The sequence below is a fragment of the Sporolactobacillus terrae genome, assembly GCF_019930545.1.
In the GTDB taxonomy this organism is placed as follows: domain Bacteria; phylum Bacillota; class Bacilli; order Bacillales; family Sporolactobacillaceae; genus Sporolactobacillus; species Sporolactobacillus terrae.
Genome location: NZ_CP082837.1, coordinates 2,590,479 through 2,615,793, shown reverse-complemented (window position 1 = coordinate 2,615,793; position 25,315 = coordinate 2,590,479). Strand labels below are relative to the sequence as shown.

General features: G+C 45.6%; 20 protein-coding genes. 13 read left to right on the top strand and 7 right to left on the bottom strand.

The window, feature by feature from the left end; all coding sequences use genetic code 11:
- Window positions 1-156: 156 nt before the first annotated feature.
- Entirely contained in the window at window positions 157-1,989 is a 1,833-nt protein-coding gene (locus tag K7399_RS12465) for a glycoside hydrolase domain-containing protein (RefSeq protein WP_223362322.1), read from the top strand.
- Here the strand turns inward: K7399_RS12465 and K7399_RS12460 are convergent.
- Complete coding sequence (locus tag K7399_RS12460) at window positions 1,982-2,404, bottom strand: hypothetical protein (protein ID WP_223362321.1); 423 nt, start codon at window positions 2,402-2,404, stop codon at window positions 1,982-1,984. The genes K7399_RS12465 and K7399_RS12460 overlap by 8 nt on opposite strands.
- Window positions 2,405-2,761: 357 nt before the next feature.
- Here K7399_RS12460 and K7399_RS12455 point away from each other — a divergent pair, with 357 nt between their 5' ends.
- On the top strand, window positions 2,762-2,950 hold the full coding sequence (locus K7399_RS12455; RefSeq protein ID WP_139692242.1) for a hypothetical protein: 189 nt from the start codon (window positions 2,762-2,764) through the stop codon (window positions 2,948-2,950).
- A 548-nt stretch (window positions 2,951-3,498) separates the two neighbouring features.
- On the opposite strand, the gene K7399_RS12450 is transcribed toward K7399_RS12455, so the two are convergent.
- Window positions 3,499-5,133: a hypothetical protein gene (locus K7399_RS12450; RefSeq protein WP_223362320.1), complete on the bottom strand. Its 1,635-nt coding sequence runs from the start codon at window positions 5,131-5,133 to the stop codon at window positions 3,499-3,501.
- A 3-nt stretch (window positions 5,134-5,136) separates the two neighbouring features.
- The gene (locus tag K7399_RS12445) at window positions 5,137-5,934 is read right to left on the bottom strand and encodes an ABC transporter ATP-binding protein (RefSeq protein ID WP_223362319.1); all 798 of its coding nucleotides are present in this window, start codon (window positions 5,932-5,934) and stop codon (window positions 5,137-5,139) included.
- 290 nt (window positions 5,935-6,224) lie between these two features.
- On the opposite strand from K7399_RS12445, the gene K7399_RS12440 reads away from it, so the two are divergent.
- The 3 genes from K7399_RS12440 to K7399_RS12430 are packed head-to-tail and all read left to right on the top strand — an operon-like array spanning window position 6,225 to window position 8,888.
- Window positions 6,225-6,992: an ABC transporter ATP-binding protein gene (locus K7399_RS12440; protein ID WP_223362318.1), complete on the top strand. Its 768-nt coding sequence runs from the start codon at window positions 6,225-6,227 to the stop codon at window positions 6,990-6,992.
- A gap of 49 nt (window positions 6,993-7,041) precedes the next feature.
- Window positions 7,042-7,860 (top strand): ABC transporter permease, encoded by an 819-nt coding sequence (locus K7399_RS12435; protein ID WP_223362317.1) that lies wholly within the window; start codon window positions 7,042-7,044, stop codon window positions 7,858-7,860.
- Window positions 7,861-7,868: 8 nt separating this feature from the next.
- A complete protein-coding gene (locus K7399_RS12430; RefSeq protein WP_081791819.1) occupies window positions 7,869-8,888 on the top strand; it encodes an ABC transporter substrate-binding protein in 1,020 nt (339 codons plus the stop codon).
- Between the two features lie 146 nt (window positions 8,889-9,034).
- Here K7399_RS12430 and K7399_RS12425 read toward each other — a convergent pair whose 3' ends face one another.
- Complete coding sequence (locus K7399_RS12425; protein WP_223362316.1) at window positions 9,035-10,420, bottom strand: hypothetical protein; 1,386 nt, start codon at window positions 10,418-10,420, stop codon at window positions 9,035-9,037.
- Between the two features lie 197 nt (window positions 10,421-10,617).
- On the opposite strand from K7399_RS12425, the gene K7399_RS12420 reads away from it, so the two are divergent.
- From K7399_RS12420 to ybaK, 6 genes are all read left to right on the top strand, one after another.
- The gene (locus tag K7399_RS12420) at window positions 10,618-11,955 is read left to right on the top strand and encodes an MFS transporter (protein WP_420854104.1); all 1,338 of its coding nucleotides are present in this window, start codon (window positions 10,618-10,620) and stop codon (window positions 11,953-11,955) included.
- A 285-nt stretch (window positions 11,956-12,240) separates the two neighbouring features.
- A complete protein-coding gene (locus K7399_RS12415) occupies window positions 12,241-13,014 on the top strand; it encodes a TerB family tellurite resistance protein (protein ID WP_223362314.1) in 774 nt (257 codons plus the stop codon).
- Window positions 13,015-13,107: 93 nt separating this feature from the next.
- A complete protein-coding gene (locus K7399_RS12410; protein ID WP_028978068.1) occupies window positions 13,108-13,758 on the top strand; it encodes a M15 family metallopeptidase in 651 nt (216 codons plus the stop codon).
- A 28-nt stretch (window positions 13,759-13,786) separates the two neighbouring features.
- Window positions 13,787-14,386 carry a DNA-3-methyladenine glycosylase gene (locus K7399_RS12405; RefSeq protein WP_028978067.1) on the top strand — a complete coding sequence of 200 codons (600 nt, stop codon included), beginning with the start codon at window positions 13,787-13,789 and terminating at the stop codon, window positions 14,384-14,386.
- A 498-nt stretch (window positions 14,387-14,884) separates the two neighbouring features.
- Complete coding sequence (locus K7399_RS12400) at window positions 14,885-15,931, top strand: PTS sugar transporter subunit IIC (RefSeq protein ID WP_028978066.1); 1,047 nt, start codon at window positions 14,885-14,887, stop codon at window positions 15,929-15,931.
- 523 nt (window positions 15,932-16,454) lie between these two features.
- Window positions 16,455-16,937 carry a Cys-tRNA(Pro) deacylase gene (gene ybaK / locus K7399_RS12395; protein WP_223362313.1) on the top strand — a complete coding sequence of 161 codons (483 nt, stop codon included), beginning with the start codon at window positions 16,455-16,457 and terminating at the stop codon, window positions 16,935-16,937.
- Window positions 16,938-17,020: 83 nt separating this feature from the next.
- Here the strand turns inward: ybaK and K7399_RS12390 are convergent, their stop codons facing one another.
- Window positions 17,021-17,503 carry a hypothetical protein gene (locus tag K7399_RS12390; protein ID WP_028978064.1) on the bottom strand — a complete coding sequence of 161 codons (483 nt, stop codon included), beginning with the start codon at window positions 17,501-17,503 and terminating at the stop codon, window positions 17,021-17,023.
- Between the two features lie 55 nt (window positions 17,504-17,558).
- Window positions 17,559-17,951 (bottom strand): hypothetical protein, encoded by a 393-nt coding sequence (locus K7399_RS12385; protein ID WP_010025380.1) that lies wholly within the window; start codon window positions 17,949-17,951, stop codon window positions 17,559-17,561.
- Window positions 17,952-18,445: 494 nt separating this feature from the next.
- On the opposite strand from K7399_RS12385, the gene helD reads away from it, so the two are divergent.
- Window positions 18,446-20,776 carry an RNA polymerase recycling motor HelD gene (gene helD, locus K7399_RS12380; protein ID WP_338061687.1) on the top strand — a complete coding sequence of 777 codons (2,331 nt, stop codon included), beginning with the start codon at window positions 18,446-18,448 and terminating at the stop codon, window positions 20,774-20,776.
- A gap of 127 nt (window positions 20,777-20,903) precedes the next feature.
- Here helD and K7399_RS12375 read toward each other — a convergent pair whose 3' ends face one another.
- Complete coding sequence (locus K7399_RS12375; protein ID WP_223362610.1) at window positions 20,904-23,948, bottom strand: hybrid sensor histidine kinase/response regulator; 3,045 nt, start codon at window positions 23,946-23,948, stop codon at window positions 20,904-20,906.
- A gap of 259 nt (window positions 23,949-24,207) precedes the next feature.
- Here K7399_RS12375 and K7399_RS12370 point away from each other — a divergent pair, with 259 nt between their 5' ends.
- Window positions 24,208-25,287 carry a response regulator gene (locus K7399_RS12370; RefSeq protein ID WP_028982813.1) on the top strand — a complete coding sequence of 360 codons (1,080 nt, stop codon included), beginning with the start codon at window positions 24,208-24,210 and terminating at the stop codon, window positions 25,285-25,287.
- Window positions 25,288-25,315 lie beyond the last annotated feature (28 nt).

The window sequence follows — 25,315 nt, the reverse complement described above, 5'->3', positions numbered from 1 at the left end:
TGTGTGTTGATGTTTTTGTGTCTACTTTTTTTTGTCATAATGTACTGGAATTGGCAAGGACCGTAAAAAGTCCTGAGATTAACAGATAATATAGGAGGATAATGGCTTAGAACTTTAATTGTGTAATATCAGCCTACCTTTTACGGTGAAGTGAGAATGTCTCAAAAGTCAGTTGACTTTGAGACATTGGTATTTCTCGTACCAGGCGGAAATAGCCGCATTCGAACGATTCAACAAAATCTGAACCACGACTATTTAGCCTATACAGGACTGCAACCTTGCGATGGACTTTACGGCCGACAAACCAACACCGCTTTAATTTATGCCCTTCAAGCCGAGGAAGGCTTATCACCGTCAGTAGCTAATGGTGCATTTGGCCCATCAACAACAAGCAAATGCCCGACGTTACAACCTGGGGACTCACGAAAAGCATTTGTGAGAATTCTACAATATGCGCTTTGTGTTAATGATTTCTATAATGGAGCCTTTGACGGTATCTATTCAGAATCAGTGAAGTCAGCTGTAAAATCATTTCAGAGTTTTATGGTATTACCTGAAACCGGGATCGCAAACATGACAACGATTAAGGGACTTCTATCAAGTGCAGGAGATACAAACCGTGATGCCTTGGCATGCGATACAGCCACACGATTAACCGCTTCAACAGCACAAGTGCTTAAAAGAGCCGGATTTAGTTATGTGGGAAGATACTTAACGGGAACAGTTGGCGGCTCTACTTCAAAAGCATTAACGAGACAAGAGCTGAACTATATTTTTGATGCCGGACTAAATGCTTTTCCTATCTATGAAGATTTTCCCAAAGATGGAGGTATTAATTATTTTAATGAAACTCAGGGAGTATTCGATGCAATTTCAGCAATTAATGCAGCCGTTCAATTGGGTCTTCCTGAGGGAACGATTATTTACTTCGCTGTTGATGCTGATGCCCTTGATGGAGAAATAACGTCAAATATTATTCCATATTTTTCAGGATTGAAAAAGCGATTTACCAGTGATAATTACCCTAATTACAGAATTGGTGTTTACGGGACAAGAAATGTCTGCTCAAGAGTAACAGAAGCTGGCTATGCGGTGAAAAGTTTTGTATCCGATATGTCCACCGGCTGGAGTGGAAATCTAGGATTCAAAATGCCTAGCAATTGGAGTTACGATCAATTCCGCACCATCACAGTTGGTAACGCAACATTAGGCTTTGTAGAAGTGGACATGGATGGGTACTCAGATAGAGACAAAGGGATCAACTATGTTAAGGAGTCTGTGAATACTACTCCAACTCAAGATGAATTAGATGCAGCCAGAGTTAATGCTTTCAACAAAATTAAGAAAAACATCTCTGCTATTGAAAATTTTGAACTTCCGCCCAAAATTCAGTATGACGTTCCATTTGAAATTAGCACCGGGTTACTTAAAGTTACGATCACATTGTCTGAATCGCTTGAACCAACTAACCCTGTTGATCATGTTCTGACTATAAAAAATGGTAAAGTTCAGAATCCATTTACTGAAGGGTTGACGGCCTTAACTCAAAAGGTTGAAGTACCAAACTCAGAGCAATATCAATCAACGATGGATGGTATCGCCTCAGCAACAAATTCAGGATATATTGTGAATAAAGTCTCTTATGATACCCCTGCAAATACAGTAAGCTATACCATCTCAACAAGTTTGGACAGTATACCTGTGACGGAGACCTATCAAACAGTCTTGTCCGTTTCAATAACGTACACGATTGATTACAATGATCCAAGCGTTCCAGAAGGCGCAAGAGTGCCCGCTGAGAATGAATTTGCAAATTACAATTCATTTTTTGTAGACTTGATTGTTGATGCAGGGGTCGCACTTGTAATTGTACTCTTAGGTGTGGTTCTGTGGGTTACTGCGCCAGCTCTATTGACTGCTACTGCGACTGGTGCTGCCTTGGTTGGCTTAGCGTTGCTTTTACAAAATTTTGTTAATGCGTTCAACTAATCTTTTTGTATTTCTCATTAAGTACAAACGTGATACATGTTTGTACTTTCTTTTGTTTAAAAAATTTCGCTGACAAAGCAGCCTTTTTCTTTATTCTTGATTCGTAAGTTTTTAGAATCATCACCACAAATGCTGCTATTGAAATGAAAAGCGAGTAAAAAACTTTGAGCGCAATTAATCTAAGGTCATTAACGGTTGGAAAAGAAAATGTTGCAGCAACAATTGTTCCGGCAGCAAATACCGATTGCATAGTGGAATAGGAACTGTATTTAGGGAAGTCATAAAGCGTGAGCAGTTGTTGTAACCGATCTGTATCAAGCGTTCGTAAATAAGTAATGATTTTTTTATCACTATCATCTTCATCAGCAAAAGCGAGTAATTTTTTATAGGTGTCGATAATTTGTTGGTTTTCCATAGGACTCTCCTTTATTGATGATTGGGTAAACAATTAATGAGATTCGTATTTTCCAAAAGTTTTATTTTCCTTAATTATACATGACCCGAACGGGTATTAAAATGGGTGAGCTGCTTTATGGGAATGGACGTACCCTAATGTTTTTAGGTTGGCAGGTCGGTTAGTTATAAAAATAAATTCTGGGATTAACAGGCAAGTAATAGGGGGATAGTGACGCAACTGTATTCATTTTTCAATCCAGATGGCACCGTTATCTACAGTGACACATTCTTTTGGCTGTCTGATCCTATTTACAATTGAGGTTATATGATTTACGGTGATTGGAATAGACATTTTTAATAGAGGGAGGGCACTTCTATGAAGAAAGTTATTGATGTCACTTTCAGGGTCAGGCTAGTCGTGTTAGCTGTGCTGATTCTTGGCGCAATTGGAAGTGCTGTTGTAATCAAAACAGCTCAACAAGATCAGCCAAAGACACAGATTATGGATAAGAATGGCAATACGGTTGATCCACTTAAGCAGGATACAAAAAATATCGGTCAATAGTTCTCACGTTGCTGATTGGTGTAACATGATGTTTCTGAATGAACTTTGTGACACAGTAGACAATCCCATTTAAAAAAGCCGAAAAGAACTTGATCTCCTTTTTGGCTTTTATACTTGTACTTATGCAGTTGATACACTGATTCAGCATGACCTATGTTCGCATGCGTAGGTCACTAGACGATCCAGCATCAACTGAATACAAGCTTCTACACCTAAATTTTGATTTAGTGTTGACCCAGTATCCCCCCAAAGATAGACGCAGTGTAACTGTATGGAAAAACTAGCAACACAACCACCTCATTAAAACTATTCGTTTTTATCCAGCAGCGATTTTTGATTATTTTAGTTGACCAATTACACTCTTTTCGTGCATTCCAAAGTTATGGGGGAAGTTCTTTAATTATCAATATGGTTGCTGTAGGTTTGGTTTTAAATATAAAAGCAAATACTCACAAATATATGTTTGAGTCATTTAAAAACAAGGCAGCCGCACCCGTCGCTTTTCGACGATGTGGCTGCCTTGTTTGTTTCGAATGGAGTTCCTTCTCTTAATCTTTTCCTCTCAATCCTGTTTTCCAAACGAGTAAATTGGCAGCCAGCAGGCACGCAATGTAGATAAACACACCGTAACCGGGAAGGATGGCGCGCACGATCGCGTGAGCGGCAGCAAACAGACCGGCAATCAGAAACAGGAATAAAACCATAAAGTTTCCCGTTGATGGCTGCGCATCGAACGGTTCGGAGAATGGGAACGATTCGCCCAGACAGTAATGACTGCAGATGATGGTGAAGATTGATGCAGTCAGTAAAATAGCGATGAGATCAGGAATGATTGTCCATCGGAAAAGAAGCAGGAAAACGACGGACAAAAGGAAATAAGCAGGCAAATAGAGCTGCGTGATCATTGCCTTGAGCGCTCCGGAAAAAATAGAATGTCGCTGTTTAATCGGTGCTGCGCCGTAGATCCAAGCGCCTTTGAAGGTACTTGAGCAGCGCAGCATCATCAGCGCCGTTGGAATTACGAGCAGACTGAAATACGCGTAAAAGAATCCTGATCCTTGGCCAATCTGATGCCAGGAAGATCCGTGAAAATTGTTAATGAGAAAGATAAACGGAAAAACAAGCGCCATTCCAAGTGATGGGTAGACTTTTAACTTGAAGGTACGGTCCTGTTTCATCATTAATGAAGAGAAACGGAAGAACGTTCTTTCTTCCAGATTGCGGCAGAGCAGTTTGCCAAGTAAGTGATTTAGCTTTCCGGATTGCGTTCTGCTTTTTCCCGCTTGCACGGTTAATTTGATGACGGCTTGCTCAAAGGCGTTGCTGAATCGTTGGTAAATGGAAAAAAGGATAAACGGCATCAGCAGGCCAAGTAGTGCAAGCAGGCTAAGGAAAGCGGTTCGCTGCCCGCCAATCACCCATTCAATGGTTGAGGCCAACCAAAGCGGCGGAACAAACAGCTGCCACCAGGCCGGGGTGAGCGTAATATGTGTGGCTGTCACGTCAAAAGCGCGTATAACAAACTGGTAGCCAACCGCAACCGCGAGCGAAAGAAAAATTTGCACGTAGTTGATGATATCCTTTAGCCGTTCACCGTCAAAAAATTTAAGGACAAGTAAATAAACAAACGTCGTGCAAGATAAGGAAATCAGATCAATAAAAATCAAATTCAAGAGAAAAAGAAGAAAGAATCCCAAACCGAAGCGCATCAACCCGGCGATTGCCGCTGGCAGACCGAGCGCCCCGGTCAGCAAGATCAGATAGATGCAAAGGTGGACGGTTTTTGCGGCATGCAACGTTCGCGCATCGATCGGCTTTGTCCACAGGATGGCTTGGTCACGGGTATCGAGCAGCACCGACGAGAAGTCGGCGATCATTGCGGTCATCACCATAAACAGGATGATGGCGAAAATCAGACTGGTTTTAAATAAGTAATCACTGCTAAGAAAAATAAACGGGACGACAAACAAGCCGACTAGAGCATAAACCCATAGTGATTTGAGAAACAAATTGCTGTCCTTTTTCTTTTTTTGCCTGCCGCTTGCAAGGACAATCGGCATCCGGCGCGCATCCATCAGCAACTTAACGGCAAGCACATGGCGCATCACTGCATAATTGACGCCTAACTTTTCAAAGACAGGGCGCATCAAGTCCGTGATTTTTAAGAAACGACTTTCCTTCATCGGTCACACCTCTTCCACAAGCGACACGAAGTCTTCGGCAATTTGCGCATGCTGATGAAATCCGGTTAGCTGATTGAACAGGTCTTCAAGACTTCCTTCTTTATTCTGCGCGTTCAGTTCTTCAAAAGACCCGTCTGCGGCAATCTGTCCGTCATAGAGCAGGACGATTCGATCGCTGATTTTCTCGACGACGTCCATAATGTGTGAGGAATAGAAGACTGTTTTTCCGGTTTCGGCAAGTTTAGCCAGTATTTCTTTGAAGACGAGAACACTGTTTGCGTCAAGACCACTGAGCGGTTCATCGAAGAAGAGCAGATCGGGATTATGGAGCAGGCTGGCGATGATCAGTACTTTTTGCCGCATACCTTTCGAAAAGGAAGAGAGCCGGGTGTCGAAAACATTAGCGAGTCCGAATTGATTCATGAGCTGCTGCCCCTTTTTTTCGGCTTTCGCAGCATCGAGTCCGTAGCATCCGCCGGTAAAGACCAGATATTCACGCGCGGTGAGCATATCGTAGACCTCGGCGGTTTCCGGCACATAGCCGATGCGCCGTTTGTAGGCGATGCCGGAAGTTTTAATATCCTCGCCAAACAGGCGCGCCGTTCCGCCGTAGCCTTGTTGAAGTCCAAGTAAAATGCGTACGGTCGTACTTTTTCCAGCGCCATTTGGTCCGATATAGCCAATGACCTGTCCGCTTTCTACCTCAAGATTGACCCCTTTTAATACCGGAGTGCCGCTATAACTCATGGTTAGCTTTTCCATGGATAGGATGGGGGCGTGTTCGGTTTCGATGATCATCATCTCCCATTATTTGTTATCCCATTAAGCCTAACATGTTTCCGGTGCGTTGTCCGTAACGAAATGAAGGCATTGGCGAGACCATTTTCCCGAGTAATGACCTTTCTCCTTTTTAAATCAGTGTCATGGCGCCCATTTGCTGCATATACCATGATTAGAGCCTAATTTAGTGAACGTGAGCGCGTGCATCGATCGCCGCTACGATTGAGCGGATCGAATCCCGCGTGGCTGTTCATTTGGATGCGCTGCTTTAATGAAAAGGCTGCGCAAGCCGCGAAAGGAAGTGGTCATGTATGAGTGAGCTCAAGATTGTGAACTGCAGCAAATATTACAAAAAAAACGGTGAGCCGATGTGCGCGCTTGAAAAAGCCGACATGCATGTCGAAAGCGGGCGCTTTATCAGCATCATTGGTCCGAGCGGTTGCGGCAAGTCAACCTTATTTAATATTATCGCCGGGCTGATTCGACCATCCCGCGGCACGGTGCTGCTTGACGGCAACGATATTACCCGGGAAAGCGGCCACGTCGGCTACATGCTGCAAAAGGATTTGCTTCTTCCATGGCGATCGATTCTAGACAATGTGATTATCGGTTTGGAGATTCGCGGCGTTCCGAAAAAGGAAGCACGTAAGCGGGCACTGCCGATGCTTCGCCATTACGGACTTGGCGGGTTTGAATACGACCATCCCGATGCATTGTCCGGTGGGATGCGGCAGCGAGCCGGACTGATTCGTACGCTACTTTATGACAAAGATGTGATTCTGCTCGATGAACCATTCGGCGCGCTCGATGCACAAACACGGATGCAGATGCAGAACTGGCTGCTTAAGATTTGGCAGGATTTTAAGAAGACCATTCTTTTTGTTACCCATGATATTGATGAAGCGATTTACTTGTCGGATGAAATCTATGTGTTTACGCATCGCCCAGGCAAGATTAAGGCACGAATTGAGGTTGATCTGCTGCGGCCGCGCAATGAGAAGACATTGATGAACGACCGTTTTCTTGAATTGAAGCGGGAGCTGCTTTTAATGCTTCGTGAAGAGCGGATATCGGAATGAAATTGCATTAAATACGGGGAACAGTTTGCCGAGAATGGAGGTGATTGTGTTGGAAGAAAAAGACAAAAGTGAGTTGATCATTGAAGATCCAACCGTCGAGCAGACGAAACTGCGCCGGCGAGCGATTGTCGGTCAAATCATTCTTGGGGTGCTGCTTATTGTTTTCTGGGAACTATCTAGCCGGATTGGATGGCTGGACAGCTATTATTGGAGCAGCCCGAGTACGATCGTCCGTACTGGATGGAAGGCAATCGTACAGGGGAATCTGCTTCAGGATTTAGCATATACCTCCGGATCGACCATCCTTGGCTTCATCCTAGGAACGGCGGCCGGTTATCTGCTTGGACTGACTTTTTGGTGGTCGGATCTCTATTCACGTATCTTCGAACCTTATTTAATCGCCTTTAATGCGGTTCCAAAGCTTGCTCTTGCACCGGTTTTGGTCATCATGTTCGGAATTGGTTTTGATTCTAAGGTGGTGCTCGCCTTCTTGATGACGATCATCGTCGCAGCCATTGCCGCATACAGCGGCGTCGAAAATGTCGATAAAGACCTTGAGAAAATGCTCGTTTCACTTGGCGCAAAACGTCGCCATGTTTTTATGAAAGTCGTGGTGCCGACAACGTTACCATGGATTGTCAGCATCTTGAAAATCAACATCTCGCTTGCACTTGCGGGAACCATTGTCGGTGAATTTATCAGCTCCAGACAAGGCATCGGCCGCATGATCCTATATGCCGGCCAAGTGCTTGATATTGACCTTGTCTGGGTAGGCGTGGTTGTTCTTTCCATTCTGTCGATTGTCATGTACTTAGGGACCGTTTGGTTGGAACATGTGCTGATGAAAGGGAGAACCCCTAAATCTTAATCGGAGGAATGCATACAATGAAACGATTAAAATGGGCTGTGAGCCTGCTGCTTCTGGCTGCGCTCGTGCTGAGCGGATGCGCATCGCATGGGTCGAAACAAAAGACCAAGAACTTAGTTATCGCCGAACCGGTACATTTAATTGCCTATTTGCCGCTCTATGTTGCCATTGATAAAGGTTACTTCAAGGAAGAAGGCCTAAACGTTAAGGCGGTGACGGCAACAGGCGGCGCCCACGTGACGTCGGTGGTCAGCGGTGATGCCTGGGGCGTGATTGGCGGACCGGAATCCAATCAGATTGCCAACTATAAAAGCAAAGACCCGATTACGTCCGTCGTCAATGTCGTCAATCGTGCCAATGTTTACTTAATGGCGAACAAGAAATTGAAACTGAGCGGAAGCAGTGACGAAGCACTTGCCAAATTTTTGAAAGGCAAAACGATTGCGGCCGGACGCTACGGGGGCAGCCCGAATCTACTCACCCGTTATTTGCTCATGAACGTCGGTTTGAACCCGAATAAAGACGTGAAACTCGATGAGCCGGCAGATGCAGCGGCCGTTGTATCACTGGTGTCACAAGGCAAAGCGGATATAGCGAACGGCGGGGAACCGCAAATCAATGAAGGGATTAAAAAAGGCGCTTGGAACGAACCGTTCTACGGCTTCCCGAGTCTGGGTGACTACGCTTATTCGGTCGTCAGTGTCAAAGCATCGACCATCAAAAAGGACCCTGAAACCGTTCAAAAGTTTGTCAACGCAATGCTTAAAGGGCTGAAAGTGGTCAATGAAGATAAAGAAGAGGCTTACAAGGTACTCAAAAAAGAATTCCCAACCACCCCGGACGCGAGCTTGAAAGCAGCCATGGATCGCGCTTACAAAGACAATCTTTGGAGCAAGGACGGTTATATTACGAAAGCTTCCGTTGCAAAACCAATGGATGTCGTAAAGAAAACTGGTATTTATACGCACGGTTATCAATACAGCAAGCTGGTCGATATGCAGTTTGTCGAGAAAGCTCAGGATAAATAATTCAAAAAATAAATACGTATGGAGCAGGTGCGCCATTGCATCTGCTTTTTGTAGTGCGCGAAAAACTTGGGAGAAGCAACCCTTTTCGTTACAGTTTTGATGCGTTCCGAATTCAGCTTGATTCATTACAAGTTGCCGGACTTGCATTACGTACTGAAACAGAGGTAGAGCAGCTGTACGAAGAGGGTCAACAGGAGCAGATAACGCCATGTGAACGGAAAGTTCCAATTAGAGAGCGTCAGAGGTTTTTCATTGATTAATGCAGCCATCATGCCGAGCGTTGCATTGTAAGGGCCCATCAGAAAGGCGGGAATTGCGCCGCCAAGCATGGCAACGGTAACTACGATTGGTGCATCAAGCAGCGCTTGCGTTTTAAGCGCTTCGGCAATCAGCGCAAGACCAACTGCAGGGTGCAGACCAATGAAGGCCAGCAGGAATGGAATGAGCGGCAGAAGCACAAGGAACGCCCTCAATCCGGTGAACTGGATCAAAACCTCCACCCCCTGAGTAATCACCGTATCGGTATGCGAGATGCGAAGCGCCGTGATAAAAAATCCGGCGGTCAGGAAAATAAAAAATTGATTCTGCATATGGGGAATATAGGTTGAGAAATGGTCCTTAACACGAGTGAAAAATGGGCGGGCTTGGCCAATTAACCAGCACCAGAGCAGTGCAAACGGGAAAACAATCACACTAACCAAAAATAGAAAGCTGAATGAAGAGAGGTGATCAAGCAAAAGGATCACACCGTTCAGTGCCAGTACGGCCGCAGCGATCTGCCAGGGTTTGCGTCTGGGCTGGCCGGAATGGACGGTTTCAGCACGCGCGACGGCCGTTTCCTGCTCTGCTGAAACATAGTCTAAGCGGGATGTTCCGTTTCCGGCGAGCCGCCAATCAAGCAATAAGCCGCAAATGCTCAATAAGATAAGCGGCAACAGAATCTGTGCATAAGTTGTCCCGGTCAAGTAGAGTACGGTGCCGACGATCGGCGTGATCGGACTCCATAAGAGCGGCATCGCGTAGCCGTGAGTGATGGCGCAGTTGATCCAGCGGCTCTTATGTTCAATGCGAAAATAATCTATTGATGAAGCAACGGCATGATAAGCAAGCGGAAGAGCAGCCAGATTCATGAAGGAACTGAAGAAAAAAGCGATACATGAAATGAGCCTGTAAAGATGAGACGGGCTGCCCACCTTTTTTCTGATGATGAGATGGAGCTCTTGTGCGTAGCGGCCGAGGCGAATCGGAAGTGCAAGAATTGGTACCATTGTAAAGAGCGTGACCATTTGAATCATTTCGCCGAACGACAAAAGAAATGAGCTTGCTGCTGCATGGCTGATGAGGAGCATGAGACTGCCTAAGCATAAGAAAGACAAGCCGAATGCCATCGCCAGTCCGCGCACACGGCGCAAGCTGAAGAGCACGATCAGCATGCACAGAACCGAAACGGATTGATTCAAGATTTGCTGCTGCGGCAACAAAGTGGCCAATATATAGCTAATCATTGCCATAAGAAATAAAATGCGTATCAATAAAGTACCTCCTGATGATTCATTGCCAGTTTTGTCTGTGGGCATTGATCCTGATAAAGAACAGTAACCCTTTTTAACTTGCACAACCGGGGAAAAAATACTAATGTGATGCTAACCAAATCCATGGATTTTAAGGATCAGATTTTTGAAAGTAGGCGACGTCTGTGACAAGAAATAAGAAAAAAGCTACGGTGTTCATGACAGCTATTGCCACGGGGACGCTGCTGAATCCCTTAAACTCATCGATGATTGCGCTCGCATTGCACAGCATTCAGGACGATTATCAGCTTTCATTTGCCATGGTTTCGTGGCTGATCTCGGGTTTCTATCTTGTGAGTGCGGTCGGTCAGCCGGTTGCGGGAAAAATGGGGGATCTGATCGGCAGAAAGAACTTGTTCCTGACCGGACTGGTCATTGCCGCGTGCGCGTCACTCGCTGCGCCTATTGCGCCGGCGTTCGCTTTTCTGCTGATTTTTCGACTGCTTCAGGCGGCGGGAAGCAGCTCGGTTTATCCCTCCGGCGTATCTCTGGTCCATGATCATATTGCCCATGAAAAACAAGGCACAGCACTGGCGGTTCTTGCGATCAGCGCTTCGGTCATGACTGCTTTCGGCCCGACGGTTGGCGGATTCTTGATTGTCTGGGGCGGCTGGCCAAGTATTTTCTATGTCAATTTGCCGTTTATTTGCATCAGTTTCATTCTTGGATGCTTGGTCATCCCGAGGGACGTGAAGGAGGAAAAATTGCGGATACGAACGCTGCTTGCACGGCTGGATCTCATCGGCATCGCTTTGTTTTCATTTGGCATAGTTAGCTTGCTGTGGTTTTTACTCGAGCTGGAACATGCGCCGCATTTTTTCGCTTTAATCGTATCGGTGATCTGTTTTACCGCCCTTGCCTGCTTTGAATGGCATTGCAAACGTCCATTTATTGATGTGGTTTTACTTAAAGAAAACCATCGCTTGTCCGTGGTTTATTTGCTGTTCATCCTCATGAATCTTGTCAATTATTGTTTGTTTTACGGGATGCCGAATTATTTTCAAAGCGGACTGAGATTGAGTGTGCGGACCAGCGGGGCGATGATGTTGTTTATGTCGGCGGCCAGTGTGGTTGTGTCGCTTCTTTGTGGGCGCTGGATTGAGCGAAAGGGGACCGAAATGCCAATTAAGGTTAGTGCTGCCTTAACTGCCGCAGGTGCTGTTTTTCTGCTGTTTGCTGCAGAAAGCGGATTATGGTTCATCGGCACCGTCCTCGTCCTTTTCGGTATCGGTTACGGAATCTGCAATGTAGCACTTCAAGCGGCGATGCTTGATGCCGCACAGGCAAAAGCAGTCGGTATTTCTTCAGGCCTTTTTCAAACATGCCGGTTCATTGGGTCAATTGGATCTACAGCCATACTTGGACTGATTTTCGGCAGTTCCGTTACCCAAGCGCACTTATCCGAACTTGCGTGGTTTTTGATTGTCATCAGCGTGTTTGCACTGTTGATCAGCGTTTGCTTTTTTCGGAGAAAGCGGCAGTCGGATTTCAATTAAACATTCTGCGACATTTATCAAAGCTTAAGGATTTTCTGCTATTATTGAATTATCAAGTTGCACGAACGAAAGTGTGGAAGGGTTTGAGCATTTGTGACATGGAGAATTTTATTCGGCATTGCTTGCGCGTTGTTTGCGTCGACAAAGAGAAGGAATGTGGTGCTTTGGTTCATTGCAGGCTTCTTCTTTAAAGTGTTTGCACTGATCATTCTATTTTTTCTGCCCAGGACGATACGGCAAAGCGGTTCTTCACGGAGGAGCGCGGCAGGGAGAAGGGGTCCGAGCATGCAGTGGACCCGAAAAGTCACGCATACATGCCCCTACTGCGGTAGCTCAGTCGTTATCGACGATATTCCAGGGCGCTGGACATGTCCAAATTGTGGGCAAACCTTTACATACGGGACTGATGGACAAACGCATCAGGCGGACGAGGAAACACTCATGCCCCAAGTGGAGTGGATCGTAAAGCTTTTTGCCAAGCTGGCAAAACAAGATGGCGTGGTCTCGGAAAACGAAGTACGCCAGGTGGACTTGATTGTGCGCCAGGCGTTTCAACCGAGCAGGCAGCAGCGGCGCAAGATCATGACCATCTTCAATGAATCGCGTTATTCCGATGAGTCCTTTGAATCGATTGCGCAAAATCTCTATGATTCGCTGGGCGGTCGCCGCGATGTACTGGTAGACACGGTGACGGCACTTCTTGCCATTGCTGTCGCCGACGGGGCGCTACGCCCGGAGGAAGATGCAATGATCGGCACGGCTGCCGGGATATTCGGTCTTGCTCGTCACTATGAAGTGATTAAGGCTCAATTTTTTGGACAATCTTCCGGCAGCAGGACGTCAAATAAGACAAGCCTTGAGGAAGGCTATCGCTTGCTTGGCTGCACGTCGAGTGATTCAGATCAAGTCATCAAGAAAAAATACCGTCAGCTCATTAAGAACAATCATCCTGATCGTCTGATGAGCCAAGGTGCATCAGAAGCGGACATTAAAGCAGCGAATGAAAAGGTGGCGCAGATCAAACGCGCCTATGAACAGATTATGGCAGCTCGTTCATAATCCGTGCCGGTATTCCGGCCGAATGGGTAGGTAAAGGCGACGCTTTGAGTGAATTAAAGAACAAATAAATGGAAGAAAGGTTGAGGAGGGAACATGATGCAGCAAGCATTTATAAAACAGAGTGAACCATTGGTATCAATGGCCGGCAGTTCTTCGAAGATGACCATTTACCCTTCCTATTTTCTGCAAGGAATGCCGGGAACGGCTGAGGACTTGTTTCTGAGAAAAGGCGTTGCGGATAAACTACTCGCGATTGCGGCGCAACTCCCTGAGGGACGAAAGCTTGTTCTGATTGATGGATGGCGCTCTCTCGAAACACAACGCTTTATCTATACGCAGACGGTGGCCCAATTTCGCAAAGCAGGGCATTCAGAGGAAAAGATCAAAAAGGAAATGCCCGGTTTTGTGGCTTATCCGTCAACCGACCCTGCGAAACCGGCACCGCATCAAACTGGAGCAGCAATCGATCTGACGCTTGCCGATGAGAAAGGCTGGCTTGAGATGGGTACCGATTTTGATGACTTTACCGAGGTCGCCTATTTGGACTATTACGAAGGGAAAACAGAATTGAGTCCTAAGGAAAGGCAAGCGCGGGATAATCGACGCCGATTAAAACAATTGATGGAAGATGCCGGCTTCACGCATAATCCGTCGGAATGGTGGCATTATTCTTATGGCGATCGTTCTTGGGCACAGGCGCATCACGAGACTCAGCTATACGGCGGGATTGTCCCTGAGCGTTAGAACGATATAACTTGGTGGAGGCTTCAGGATGATTGATCAAATTTTACCGAGTACATTTTTTCAAAAACCGACGCAAGCGTTAGCCAAGGCACTGCTTGGTTGCTTGTTGGTCAAAGAATCGGCGCAAGGCACGGCTTCCGGCTATATCGTTGAGACCGAGGCCTACATGGGCGCGATGGATCGTGCTGCACACAGTTTCGGCAATAAACGGACGAAACGAACGGAAATCATGTTCTCTTCAGCAGGTCATGTTTACACCTACACCATGCATACCCATACACTTGTGAACGTAGTGAGCGGGCCGATCGGCGTGCCTGAGGCCATCCTGATTCGTGCTGTCGAGCCGGTAGACGGACAGGCGCTTATCGCTTCACGAAGGCCGGTCGCACGTGCCATCGACCGAACAAATGGGCCCGGCAAACTTACCCAGGCTCTGAACATTACTCGTGACGATTATGGCCGACGGTTCACCGAGCCGCCACTTTATCTTGCACATGGCTTTATCCCTCAGCATGTGAGTCGGGGGCCGCGTATTGGTATTGAGAACACCGGTGAGGCACGAAACTATCCTTGGCGATACTGGGTGACGGATCATCCTTATGTATCCAAGATAAGAAAGCGCAATTAGGTAAGAAAATCTAACAAATCAGATCGAGTTATGCCTGATCTAATGCGATTCTTAATGTTCATGTATTATTCACAGAAAATTTTTAATTAAAACGTAGATTGGGTATTTACAAGTGATCAAAATTCTGATAATATCAGTGTCAACCACAAAAAGTCAGAAAACAGGAGTGAGAATCATGGCACATCGTGTTAACCGCATAGTAGTGAACGGCTTGATTCGAATTATTTTGCGATTGCGCACATGAAGGGCTGAAACAAAGACCATTGTTTTCATAATGGAATTGTTTGAGTCCGGCTTTTCATCTTTAAAAGTAGGCGCTCAAGCAATCGCAGAGGCGCCTATCCGGAACGCGGGTAGGTTTTTTTATTCGGCTTTTTTACGCATTGGCGGAACACTTTGTTGCTGTAAGAGGGCATTATAAAATCAATTGGGGCTCTTTGTGGCGGAATATTTTGATTATTTCTGCATGAGAGAAAATTTATTAAGGAGCGAAAAAGGATGAAGACAGAGAGGAAACAGAGAATGAAGGATTATTTCATGGATCGAATGTATAAGTGTTCGGCGGGGATTGCAAATGCAATTTTAGTAACATTAGGGATTGGGCTTCTCTTTGAAACGCTGGGAAAATTCACGGGCTATCATCCATTTATGGTTATCGGAGGCGCGACAAAGGTTCTGCTCGCCCCGGCAATCGGTGCAGGTATTGCTTATCAGCTCAGGGCGAATACGTTGACCATGTTTAGCGCGATGGCATGTGCGGCGATCGGTGCGAATGCAATTGTGATTCAATCAGCGGCACCTCAAGTACTGACGATTGCACCGGGGCAGCCGGTCAGCGGAGTGGTTGCGGCAGTCATCGCGACTTACATTGGTAAGAAGATCAGTGGCAAAACGAAATTCGATATGATGGCGATTCCGTTCTGTTCCGTATTTGTCGGCGGTCTCTGCGGTGTCGGCCTGGCAGCTGTTGTTACACCGGCGCTGAACTGGGTGAGCGGTCAGATTACGAACTCCGTCCAAGGCTCTCCACTGATTGCATCGATGGTCATCGCACTGGTATGGAGCATCTTCCTGATGTCCCCGGCGTCATCGGCCGCACTGGCAATTGCCCTGCAGCTTGATCCGGTTTCGAGTGCGGCAGCACTTATTGGATGTACGGTACAATTTGTTGGCTTTACGGTGATGTCGTTTAAAGAAAATGATTTCGGCGGTTTCTTTGCGCAAGCGCTTGTGACGCCTAAGGTACAATTCCCTAATCTCGTGAAAAATCCGAAGCTGGTCATTCCTCCATTTGTCGCAGCAATCGTTAGTGCACCGATTGCAACGATGCTCCTTCATTTCCAGGTTCCTTACGAACTTGGCGGACTTGGCCTCAGTTCATTCATCGCTCCGTTGAACATACTGGCCATTCAGGGGGTTAAAGGACTGCTCGCCTTCGTTGTTGCGGGTATCCTGATCCCCGGCATCATCACTTATGTGCTTTACCGCGCAATCAAGGTCGCTGGTTGGGTAAAAGCCGGAGATCTGCACATGGAAGTGCAATAACAAAGAGATAGAAGATTACGAAATAGATAAATAGAAATGACCGAAGCGGAAAAGGGGGCCGCTTCGGTTTTTTTGCAGGAAAAGGAAGTATAAGATTTTGCCCCATCTTCAAACCCATAGACCAGTGTCTTGGCTAAGAATCAAAGCGGAGATGCGCTGGCGTCAGCGAGATCGCGCAGGTTCCTGCCTGTCTGCGGAGGCTCGTGGTGCGCCCACGGCAAGCGAGCGGCTGTAGTGCCCGTCAGGCACAATGAATCAAAGCCGCAGCAAAAGGACCTTTCCTAAAGGAACTTTCTTAAGGAAACTTTCTTAAGGAAACTTTCTTAAGGAAACTTTCTTAAGGGAACTTTCCTAAAGGACCTTTCGCTAAGTACGCATACGTCCTGTATGCAACGCGAAAGTCGTCACATCCTGCAGAAGTAAGGACCGGGCGCTTTTTTCCTTGCCGTTAAGTACCATCTGGGCATTGTGCGTCTTCCCGATGCCTATGTTAGAATGAACAGGTAAAAGGAGTGCAGGTCTTATGGGAAAATCGAAATCGAAAACGAACGCGATGCGTCTTTTAGATTCAGAGGGCATCCCTTATCAGGTGCAGCTTTACACGATTAGTGATGGATTGATTGACGGCGTTTCCGTTGCAAAGAAAGTAGGAGAAGATCCGCAGTTTGTGTTTAAAACACTGGTCACACAAGGACACAGCGGCGAATTCTATGTCTTTGTTGTTCCGGTTGCTGAAGCGTTAAATCTGAAAAAAGCGGCTACGACAGTCTCCGAGAAAAAGGTGGAAATGATCCACGTCAAAGACATTCAAAAACACACCGGCTATGTGCGTGGCGGCTGTTCGCCGATTGGTATGAAAAAACAGTACCGAACGGTCATCGATGCGTCCGCCCGTGCGCTTGACCATATCATTGTCAGCGGCGGCAAGAAGGGTACGCAAATCATTCTGACCGTGGATGACTTGATCAAAGCTGCACATGCCGATTTGGCAGACATCACTAAATAGCGAAGAACAGGGATTAGTGAGTGTGAAGTTTATCGAAAGGTGAAGCAAGCGCGATCTCTTGCGGAGCATCCATGAGTATCGTGTCAGTAAAAAAAGGTAGCAGGAATTAAAAATGGATAGGGAGCCGCAAGCAACGCAAAGACAAGCGCCATTCTTGCGGCTTGTTTTTGCGAAAAATGCCCCTTCAAGTAGAAATAGCCCAGCCAATAAATGATCAGTCCCGCCAACAGTACCGCAAGCAAAAAGCTGATTGTACTAAATGGCGACGAGTAGATGGTATAATAATCAATCAAATACAAGTGGTATTTTGAACGGATTGTACCGATTAATGCGAGTAACAACGAAGCAGCTGAATTGGCGATCATGTTCACGAACCATAGACCGATAAGTGTTCGGAAGAAACGGGACAACGTCATTTTCACATTGAAAAACAAAAGCGCCAAACTGAAAATCAATGCATCGAGAATGAGATTGATCGCTGCTGCGATACCGATCATTGGGGGGAGAAAATAGTACATAAAGATCGGTGATGCAATGCTATTCAAGAAAACGGGCACACATATCATTACTTTTCCTTCTTTCAGTGCTCATGAGCAATGCATTGATTCTCAAAACGGGCATTTACTTGATGATCCGATTATTTGAGTAGATGCCCTTGATTTCTTCCGGTGATTTTCCACGAACAAGCAGACAGAAATTTTCGTAACCTATTTCAAGATGTGCATTCATTAATTGTTCCAAAGCACGCAGACCTTGCGGATGCTTATGAATCTTCTCGATCTCGTTCTTATATAGGTCAATAATCGATCTCTGGACAAAGTGGGGAGCATATTGCATGGCGTAGGCATCTTTTCCAAGCATTAAGCCGCACAGGTATTCATATTTAAACTGAAGCTGGCGTGTGAAGTTCACAAGGTGCAACAGTCGGTAAAAAGTGTTTGGGTAGCTGACCTTGAAATTATCAATGGCAGTTTGCGCTTTTCTGAGATCCTGGATGCTGCTTATTGTTTTCATAGAAGTGAACCCCTCCTCGTCATTTGGATCCTAGCGGAAATTTCTCTTTTTATTATATGCCTTCGCTTAGGATAGCGAAACACTGTCTGTCCGAATTTGAATAGCTTCTTTTAAGTAAGCGTTTGCTTTTTGCGTAATACACCCATAAATGCTACATACTTGAACAGACAGGCGTCACGTGGCATCATCTATTTATGAAGATCGTCTTTTTTTTGTACCTTGAAAAAGGATTCCGGTGTTTATTCATCAAAGATTTTTTTCATGCATGATCGAAACAGAATGATGCGTTAATCAATCGTAGAAAATGAAAAAGCACAACGGTACATGAGTATTGAAGTTTCAATCCGTGCATGTTATAGTTATTACTCAATGAAAATCTATACAACAAAACCAAATTATAACATAACACAAAAAGTTAATGTTGTCAAGGGAAATAAATCGATTTTATTAAAATTATCATCGCTTTTTGAATGATTGAATGAAGAGGTGTTTGCATGATGGCGGAACGTGAACGCAGGCAGGAGCAGGAACGTGTCAATGAAGTTGTCGATGTCATCACAGAAAAAATTGAGAAGATCACAGGCAAAAAGGGCGAAGTGAGAAAAAGAATTGTCGATCTGAGAAAAACCTTTTGGGATGATGTTACCGTCAATCTCGATGAAAATGATGATGTTTACGAAACACAGGCCAGCATTAAGCAACAAGCAGAGCTGCTTTCGGAACGTGAGCGACGTCACGGTCAGATGACGAAAGCGCTCAAAACGCTGTTTCGATTGCAGGAAACGCCTTACTTTGGACGCATTGATTTTCGCGAGGAGTATGAGGATCAGGTGGAGCCGCTTTATATTGGTATTGGCTCATTAATGGACAGCCGAAATGAGGATTTTCTGATTTATGATTGGCGAGCGCCGATTTCGAGCATGTACTACGACTATGCTCCGGGCCCGGCAAAGTACACCTCGCTTGATGGTGAAGTTGAAGGCAGCATGACGCTGAAACGACAATTTATGATTCGAGACGGACAGATCAAGGGGATGTTTGATACCGGGTTGACGATCGGCGATTCGCTGCTTCAAGCGGTACTCAGCGGTAGGGCATCCACACACATGAAAAGTATTGTCGCGACGATTCAGCGCGAACAAAACCAAATCATTCGTAATGAGAAAGATCGCTATCTGATTGTTCAAGGTGCAGCCGGAAGTGGCAAGACGTCAGCTGCACTGCAGCGCGTTGCTTTTTTGTTGTACCGCTATCGGAAAACGCTGCGTTCGGATAACATGCTGCTCTTTTCACCGAATCCACTTTTCTCAAGTTTTATTTCCTCGGTACTGCCGGAACTTGGTGAGGAAAATGTTATTCAGACCACATTCAAAGACTTTATTGAGGAACGAATGGGCGGGGAGCTGCAGCTGGAGAACCCGTTTGATCAGACAGAAGCTTGTCTGACGATGAAAGAGGGGCCACAATTTAAGAACAGAATTGCGGGGATCCATTTTAAAGCTTCGCTGGCCTATCGCGATCTGATTGATCATTGGCTCGACCATTTGAAGCGTGCCGGAATGTTTTTTCGTGATGTGGCGTTTCGTGATCGGATCATTGTTTCAGGCAAAGAGATCGAGGTCTATTTCTATGCGCTGCCGCAAGATCGGGCGTTGCTCAATCGCCTAGAACACGTGCGAGATTGGCTCTTGCGCCGTATCGCCATCTTCTCAAAGCATGAACGCCAGGAAGATTGGGTGCTGGAGGAAGCCGGTCTTCTCGACAAATCAGACTATAAAAATATCTTTGATAAGCTGCAGCAAGAGAAGCAGTTTAGTGATGCAACCTTTGACGACTATGATCGAGAAGAGTTGCTGCTGCGCAAAATCGTGATGAACCGGCACTTGAAACGGTTGAGACGCCGAGTGAAGGAACTGGATTTTGTTAACACACAAAAGGTATATAGCGAGATCTTCTATCAGAAATACAGTGTGGATGCCGTACCTAAAGAATGGAACGCAATTTGCCGCGTAACGCGGATGCGCTTTGAAGAAGGCGATTGTCCTTGGGAAGATGCTGTACCTTACCTCTATATGAAGGAAAAAATACAAGGACGAAAGGGTAATCGGGATATCCGCCATTTAATCATTGACGAGGCGCAGGACTATTCGCCGGCTCAATTGGCATTTTTGAAGGCGGCGTTTCCGCGCTGCCAAATGACGATTCTCGGCGATGTGAATCAAGCGATCTATGCGCAAAGTCTGGGCGAAGACACGATGCTTTCGGAGCACTTATACGACCCGAACGACGTGCAGAAATTGACCTTGCTGCGCAGCTATCGATCAACGAAAGAAATTATGAATTTTGCGCGAGCGATTGTCCCAATGGGGGAGGTTATCGAACCATTTGATCGCAACGGCAGGCTTCCGGAGTGGATTGATACGCATAAGCAATCAGAGAAAACAGAGGTCATCTTAAATAAGATCGATGATTTCAAACAAAACGGTCATGAAACCATCGCATTGATTGGAAAAACAATGAAGGAATGCCGAGAAGTTTATGATCTGCTTCAGCATCGGACGAATGTAAAGTTGATCACGCAAGAAACGTATCAATTCGACAAGGGCTTTATCATTATTCCGATCTATTTGGCCAAGGGTATTGAGTTTGACGCAGCGATTATCTATGATGCTTCGGCAAGCAACTACAGCCATGAAAGTGAGCGGACACTCTTTTACACAGCGTGTACGCGTGCGATGCATGAACTGGTTTTGCTCTCAAGCGGGGCGGCAAGCCCATTTCTTGATACGGTTCCATCGGAGCGTTACACACGCATGCAGTTGTGATAGTTCAGCATAAATCCATATAAGCATAACCTACCTCTCAGTTCATTTAGGCTGGGAGGTATTCATTTTTGTGGAAAACTGTAACCCTATCCAGGCACTGATTGGCGAGTGGGGAAATCGCTTCACGTCAGGAACGATCCGGTAGATGCATGGTGATCGTTGTACCGGAACCAAGGCGGCTCTCAATCATCAACTCCGTTCCAAAAAAGTGTTTTAAACGATTATTGATGTTTTTTAAACCGACGCTGCGCCGTCCGTTTGCGATGTCCAATACGCTTTCAAGCTCTTCCTGTGACATGCCGACACCGTTATCAGCAACCTGAATAATGTAATGGTTTTTTTCGTGCCGAACGGTTACACGCACTTGTCCGCCTGTCTTGCGTTTTCCAATGCCGTGTTGCACAGCATTTTCGACAAGTGGCTGGATCATTAAAGGAGGCAGTGGAAAATCAAGGGTTCCATCAACGTTAAGCATCACGCGCACACGCTCACCAAAGCGCATTTTTTCAATGGCCAAATAAGCTTTGACCAGCTCAAGCTCTTTTTTTAAGGAACTGATCGACGAAGTGTTTTGGAAATCAAAACTTCCGCGCAAATAGGCAGCAAATTGAGTGATCATGTCACGCGTTTTTTCAATATCCTCATAACTCAGCGCAATCATTGAATTAAGCACGTTGTAGAGAAAATGCGGTCTGATTTGTGATTGCAAGAAGGCGACTTCCATATTTGTCGCCTGGGCGGCGGCTTGTTTCATCAGAATCAAGCCGCGGATCCGCGCTGCAAACTCAGAGAAGTTATACGGTTTTTGTAAAATGTCATTTGCCCCGGCGCGAAAAGCAAGATGTTTATCCTCATTATTGATTGCCGCGGTTAACGTCAGCACGGGCAGTTCGGTTAAACGATGCTGCTTACGAATCTTAGTGCACAACTCAAAGCCGGACATGCCCGGCATCATGAGATCGGTAATGACTAAATCCGGCTTTGCGCGTGCAAGTTCAGCCAACGCTTCCTTGCCGTTTTTTACGGCAGTGACGTTATAAGGAATTCCTTCCAGCATATCGATCAGAATGGACAAATTCTCTAAGTCATCATCTACAACTAAGATTGCAGGGGCTTTCACGGAATGTGAGTAGTGAGGGGTGATGAGCGCCTTGGCGGCCGGAATTTGCCCTTTGCTTTGATGCGTATGTCTTGCGTGATTCGTACTTAATCGCGAATCAATGATGTGTTCGCTTCTGATGATTGGCAGAACGACATGGAAGATTGAGCCAACACCTACTTCAGAGTCAACCCATAGTTTTCCTTTTTGAAGCGCAACCAGTTGTTTGACAATACTCAGGCCGAGCCCTGTGCCTTCAACTTGGGTAACTTTTTTGCGTTCAAATGGATGAAAAATTGTCTCCATTTCGGATGGGGGGATCCCTGAGCCTGTATCGGCAATAATCAGTTCAACGCCGTCTGTGTTCCTTTTCGCACGAATTGTGATTTTGCCGGACTGGGTGTACTTGATCGCATTGTCAACCAAGTTATTGATGATCTGACGAAACCGATTCTCATCAGCGTAGATAAGCGGAAGATCGGTTGGAATCTGATTGACTAAGTACAAGCCTTTTTTCTCCGCAAGCAATTTATAGAAGGCGAGTTCTGCTTGAACGACTGCAGCGACGTCAAGCGGAACCGGCCGGACAGCTAGAGTGCCATGTTTTAATTTCTCAATATCTAAAATATCGTTGACCAAGTCGGACAGCCGGTAACCAATGCGTGTCACCATTTGCAGTTTTTCTGCTTCTTCAGAGATTTTTCGGTCTTTCTTGCTTGCCAGAAGTGTCTGCGCAATGTTGATAATCCCATTCAGCGGCGTTCTAAATTCATGGGAAATTTTAGCGATGAACTCATCTTTAATTTGATTGTTTTGATCAAGTTCTGCTGTCAGATGCTCGCTACGCTTAAATGCGTTGGAAAAACGCTGCGACATTAGCAGTGCGAGCATCAAAAGAAATAGGAGTGATGAAACGGAATAAAGAGCAAACAACCGTTTCGGTATGTAGACGTTTATGGTGGTCATGATCACAAAGATACTCATTGAGAGTGCTGCAATCATCAGATAGACGCTGCCCTCTACACGCTGAATAATTGCCAAAACAAAGATATAGAACGCGTAGGCGAGGGTGAATACGGCTGAACTCGTATGAAGCAGCAATCCGATCATTGTTAATTGATCCAAGGGAAGAAAATCTAAGATCAGCGTACAAAGTGAGACAGTGACTACGCCATAAGTTATTTTTTTTGACACGAGCTGGGGATAGGCAAAATACAAATAGAGCAGCAGTGCGATCCCAATGAGCAAGGTAGAGGTCGATTCGATAATGACTAAGTGAGCATAGGACAAGTTTGGAAAAAGTAAATAAATGACGCGCGCTTCACTGATAAATGAAATAATCACGGCGAATAACAGACAAATAATTGAAAAGAACAGTAAATATAGATCTTTTGTTCGTTGGATAAAAAAGCCCAAAAAGTAAAGACCGATAATAAAGAACGAGATAACCACACTTAAATCATTAAATAAGATAAAATCATGCTTTTGCGAAATCTGTTGCTGGGTGCCAAACAGGATTGGCCGTGATATTCCCCAACCAACTGCTCCTGTGGCGCGGGTGGTCTGAATCAGAAGTTCGTTGTCGCCTTTATGAAGTGTAAAGTAGGCTGCATAAGATCTGAGCGATGTTTCCATGTGATGATCGGTTGACGGGTGACCGCTTTCGCCAACGAATTGGCCATTCACATAGATTCGATTTGAACTGTAAATGGTTGAAGTTTGCAAGCCGAACACTTGATTTCGGTCGGAATGGATCAGCAAACGATAAGTCCCCGTATTGGAACCGACTGCTTTAAAATTCTCTGTGCCGTTTTTTGCTGTTGGTACGGTCATGAATTGATACTTCTTCTTTGCCAGATTATCTTTTGGAGACAAGATTTGCCCCGGATAAAGCATCCATTGGCCATTTAATTGAATTTCCCCGTCTTTTGCAAAGTTCCAATGACTAATATCAAGCGTTCCGTGTGTTGCGATCGGACCGTCGTATTTTGAACTATGATACCATGAAAGGAAGATTAAGAAGAAACCAACATAACACAAAAGAACTACACCTAATGCAAAGGAACGCCGCATCACTTATCATTCTCCCGAAAAAGAGTGTGGAATTTTATTGCCTGGAAATGCTTGATTGTACTGCCCTACCTTGATTCTACCATTTTACCAGGTTGCGTCTCGATAAGAATCGATTATTCTTCACTTTCGTACACGAACGAATGCGTGCAAGCAGCGGTTTCAATGCTATAATTAGTCTAGATTACATTGTTTTCTGAAAATCCTGTATTCGGGTTCGTCAAGTGTACGGACGCCTTGTGTGATTGGAGGGGATCATGAAATGATTGCGTTTGTGGTTGACGATGAAGTGTTGGCGTGCAGGCAGCTGAAAACGATGCTTAAGGCAACGGGTTGCTTTGAAATGATCCAAACCTACACGGATCCTGAACAGGCGCTTGACGAGGCGGCAAATCGGCATCCCGACGTTGCTTTTTTAGATATTGAAATGCCGGAAATGAGCGGGATTGAACTGGCAGCACGACTTCAGGATAACAACACGAACATTAAGGTTGTGTTCACGACCGCCTTTGATGAATTTGCCATTAAAGCATTTGAATTAAACGCAGTGGACTACCTGCTCAAACCGATAATGAAAGACCGGCTGAAGCGAACGATTGAACGGCTGCTCCATGAACGATACATAAAGCAAGAACAGGCAGAGCGAGAAACGATCAGCTTTGCCATTGCTTGCTTCGATCATCTCAAATTCTACCGGATGGATAAGGGCAAAAAAGTTGATGTTGCGGTCAAATGGCGTACGTCCAAGGCAAGGGAACTTTATGCATTCCTTCTAAGTTCCCATGATCGCTTTGTCAGCAAAGAAGCGCTGGTCGATTTACTTTGGCCGGAAGCGGATCCAAACAAGGCGGCTACCCATCTATACACAACCATATATCAAGTTCGAAAAGTACTTGATAAACTGGCGTTTAAACAAAAAATTGTGAAGAATGATATCGGCTATTCGCTCACGCTTGCCGGAGCGAGTATTGATGTTGAAGAATGGGAGGCGCGGCTTGAAAGATTGCATAAACTCGATCGTTCAACTTATCAGGATCATATTCAGGCGTTCAATGACTATAAAGGCCATTACTTTGAAGAGTATGGGTACTTGTGGGCGGAACCCGAACGGATCAGACTGTGCCAATTGTGGTTGCAACACGCACATCGGTTAGTCGACTTTCTTATAAAAAATAACGAAGATACAGAAGCATTGGCTGTCTGTCAAAAAGTGGATCGGATTCAGCCCGGGGATGAGCGAAATATGAAGCAAGAGATGACCATATACAACAAAACAGGCAATGTCGAGGGTGCCATCCGCATCTACGAGAGTCTGAAGGAAGTTAATGAAACAGAAGTTTAAACAAAAAGTGAACGGTGTATGATACGAC